The organism is Streptomyces sp. HNM0645 (assembly GCF_030056615.1).
Classification (GTDB): Bacteria; Actinomycetota; Actinomycetes; order Streptomycetales; family Streptomycetaceae; genus Streptomyces; species Streptomyces marianii.
In genome coordinates, this window is the sequence record NZ_JASHLT010000104.1 from 1 (window position 1) to 3,776 (window position 3,776).

At 68.8% G+C, this 3,776-nt stretch carries 1 protein-coding gene; it reads right to left on the reverse strand.

Annotated elements, in window-relative coordinates:
* Window positions 1–257: 257 nt before the first annotated feature.
* Complete coding sequence (locus QMZ92_RS35670) at window positions 258–3,383, reverse strand: VCBS repeat-containing protein (RefSeq protein ID WP_283302078.1); 3,126 nt, start codon at window positions 3,381–3,383, stop codon at window positions 258–260.
* Window positions 3,384–3,776: the final 393 nt, after the last annotated feature.

Here is a 3,776-nt window from a genome sequence, read left to right on the forward strand (position 1 = left end):
ACCAAACGATCACTGATCGCCTACGACCACTGAAAACATCGGACTCATTCATCTAGTGCGCCCCGGGTGGCGGTCCGACTGGTCCGGCGTCCCCGGGGCCGGGAACCGTCGAGGCGCCGGCAGGCCCGGCCCCGGCGAACACGGGACCGGGCCTGCCCTATGAGGTTTCGGGAACCGGCAGCCGGCAGCGGATGTGCGCCGGCGGAGCCATCACCGACCGGCCCTCGGACCGGTCGGTGAACGCCGGCCTCCCTGTGTCAGGAGATCGCCTTGATCGCCTGCCAGCCCCCGGTGCCGACGACCGCCGGGGTACCGACCAGCCCGGTCCTGCGACCGGGCACGAACTCCAGCCCGGCGGTGCTGTTCGACGTGGTGGACCACAGGTCGGGTACGTCATCCCCGTTGGAGTCGCCGCTCGCCGCCACCAGGGGCCGCGCGGCCGGAGTCCAGCCGCTCGCGTACTGGGTGCGGCCGGAGCCGACACCCAGCGAGGACGGATCGGTTCCGCCGTCCGGAACGCCGTCGCCGTCGGAGTCCCCCCTGCTCTTGCCGTGGTAGACCCACAGGGCACCGGAGGAGTCGTCCCGGGCGACGAGATCGACGAAGCCGTCGCCGTCCACATCGCCGGGGGAGGCGAGCGTCATCATGCCCCACCCGGAGGTGCCGATCAGGTAGCCCGATTCGAGTGACCCGCCCGACCAGCCGGGCAGGAACCAGAGCTGGTCGCCGATGACCGCGACGAAGTCGGGGTTGTAGCTCTCCTCGCTCGGCGTGATGTCCCCGACCGAGACGATCTGCCTGATCGACGCGGTGTCCGTGGCGACGCCCGTCTCGTTGTCGGGGAAGACGTACACCTCCTGCTTGGTGTCCTCGGTGAACTCGCCCTGGCCGTTGTTGGGGTAGAGCCACAGCTTGCCGTCGGACTTGCGGGCGACGAGGTCCTCGTAGAAGTCCTCGGTCCAGTCACCGCGGTGGGTCATCAGCGCGCCCGCCCAGCCGCCGCCGGAGGAGAGGGGGACGGCGGCCGCGACCGCGCCGTTGCCGGTGCCGCCGTACAGCCGCAGGTCGTCGTTGCCGTCCACCGCGAACATGTCGGGAAGGCCGTCGCCGTTGACGTCACCCGGCTTGTCCATGACACCGGGGCTCCTGACGTAGAACCGGTACGGATAGATCGGTCCGGCGTTCTTCCCGGCGTCGAACGCCTGCACGTACAGGGTGTGCGGACCAGGAGTGAGCGGCGTCACCGTGACCTCGACGTCGCCGCCCGGTGTCGCGGGCTTGGCGGACTCGTTCGGCGGCGTGCGGTCCAGGCCCCACTTGTACTCGGCGATGTCGCCGACGCCGTTGGCGCCCAGGACGAACCGGCCGGGCGTGCGTGCGAGCGCACCCTCGGAGTTCTCCGGGTAGACGTCCTCCTTGGACCGCACGGTCGGCATCACCGACGGAGCCGTCGGGTCGAAGCCGAAGCGGCAGCCGGGAGCCCCCTGGGTCGGGGTCCAGTCGGAGGCGAAGCCCGCGTCGGCGACGTCCTCTACCTGGGCCTTCCATGAGAACTGGCCGTTGGACGCGCCCTTGTGCTGGTTCAGCAGCGTCTTGGGTACGACCACTCGGGCAGGTGCTCCCGCGGAACTCTTGGCCGAGACGGTGACCTTGACCTTCTTGTCGAAGAACACGCCGGGCGACACGTCGTGCTTGCCGGTCGCCCAGAGATGGAACTGGACGTTGACGTCGCCGCCGTCCGGGTCCCAGACCTGGGCCGTGAGCGTCACGTCCGTGTTGCCGAGCGTCACGTACGAGGAGCCGTTTCCGCACTCCGTCGTGCTGACCTTGGTGCTCGGGATGGTGTCGAGCGCCCAGGGTGCCTTCGGAGGGCGGTTGAAGTCGACGATCAGCTTTGCGTCGGGCTTGAACTTCTTCCAGCTGTACGCGTCCTTCTTGTCCTCCGCGCTCTGCGGGGCGCGCAGACCGAAGGTGATGTTGGTCCACTTGCTCGCGGCGGCCTTGACCGCCGCGTCCTTGGCGGTGAAGTCGACCGGCTTGTCCGGGCAGCCGAAGGACTCGTTGCCGTGCGCGTAGTTGCGGCTGTCCTGGCGCGTGGACCAGGACGGTTGCTTGTTCCACGTGGTCGACGAGCTGATGGAGCCGGTCAGGTAGAGCTCGACGGGCTTCGGTGTGCAGGACCAGGAGTGCGTCTCGGTGATCTGAAACTGCGCGTCGACGACCTTCACCCCGGCCAGGAACTTGGAGTCGACCCGGAAGAACGACCGGGCGGTGCCGCCGGTCGAGCTCTCGTAGCCGACACGGGCCTCGCCGGTGGTGCCGCCGTTCCAGCCGGTGCCGTTCCAGTAGCTGTTGTTGGGGTGCGGCTTGTAGGCGATGGTCCAGGCCTGGCGGGTGCCCGTCATCCGCGGGTCGATGTAGACCGGGTACGTCGTCCCCGAAGCTTCGAGCAGTTCCCGGTCGGGTGTCAGGGTGAGTTGGCCGTCGGTCACGGTGACGCCGACGTCCGCACTGCGGGTGCCCGGCGTCAGATCGGTCGGTGGCTGCTCCTGCGTGGCGGCGGTGGAGGGTGCGGCCGCTGCCGAGAGCGTTCTCGCGGAGGCGGTCCGCGCCGAGGGGACCGTGGCCGTCTCTTCCGAGCCGGAGGAGTCCCACATCCGCGGCGTCGACGTGGCGAACACGGTCTGTCCGGCCGGGTTGACGGCCGTCAGCGTGCCGCTTGCGGAGTCCTTCCTGAGGGACAGACCATCGGCCTTGAGGTCGAAGTCGATGGTGGCGAGCTCGGGATTGTCCGCCGCCGCGGGCGACTTGACGATCAGTGCCTGGCTGAAGCCGTCCACACCGGCGGCGACCGCGAGGTCGACACCGGGCAGCACCTCGCGATACGTCGCGGTGGAGCCCTCCAGAACCGGCGCCGGCAGTGGCTTCGGCCAGCTCAGGGAGAGCTTGCGGCCCTGGTCGGTGAGGACCACGAGCGGGTCGTCACCGCCGGCCGAGAAGGTCACGTTCCCCGTCGCGGCCCTGGGCGCGACACGCCCCTTGACCTCGGCCAGTGTGGTGTCGATCGGGGTCCAGGCGCCCTCGCGCTTCACGCGCTGCGGGACGGAGTGCTGGACACGGCGGAGGTTGCCGTTGGGCAGGGCGTACGTCTCGCCGGTCTCACTGCGCTCCGAGAGCACCTCGACCTGCTTGCCGGTCTCCTTGGCCTGCCGCAGGGCGTGTGCCTCCGAACCGGCCGGAGCGGAGGAGGTCTTGTCCTCGGCGGCGGCCGAGGAGGTGAGTCCGATCGGGGTGAGGCCAAGCGAGCCTCCGACGAGAGCGGCAACGAGCGCCGTGCGCGCGGTCCGTGTCGCCCCCCGTCTCCACGCACCTATCTCTGACATGTAGTTGAACCCCCCAGGTCCGTTCAGTCGTGAAGTCGATCTCAAGCGACTCCGGCGGAACAGTACACGGGACCCGGCGACAGAGTTTTGCCCACTTGTGGTGAAACGAGGGGTTGTGTCATTGCAAAAGCTTGTGTTGCGGGCAGGGATTCTTGCGCCTTAGCCTGCCTGTTTCACTTGCCGCGGTGTCCGGATCTTGATCCGAAACGCGAAAGTGCCCTCTGAGCTGGGAAGATGAGGCTTGTCGAAGGTCTCTGTCATCCCAGCAGGAAGGCACTTTCTGCGTGCACACTACCGCCTCGCGCCCCAAGCTCGTCGTCTCGGCCGACGGCCACGGTGTGGTCAGCCATGCCGGGTCCCGTCTGCTGGCCGATCTCGCTGACGCCACCGGCC

Bases quoted from the DNA above. Each gene is read 5' to 3' on its own strand.
- QMZ92_RS35670 (WP_283302078.1), bottom strand. From the start codon at position 3,383: ATGTCAGAGATAGGTGCGTGGAGACGGGGGGCGACACGGACCGCGCGC.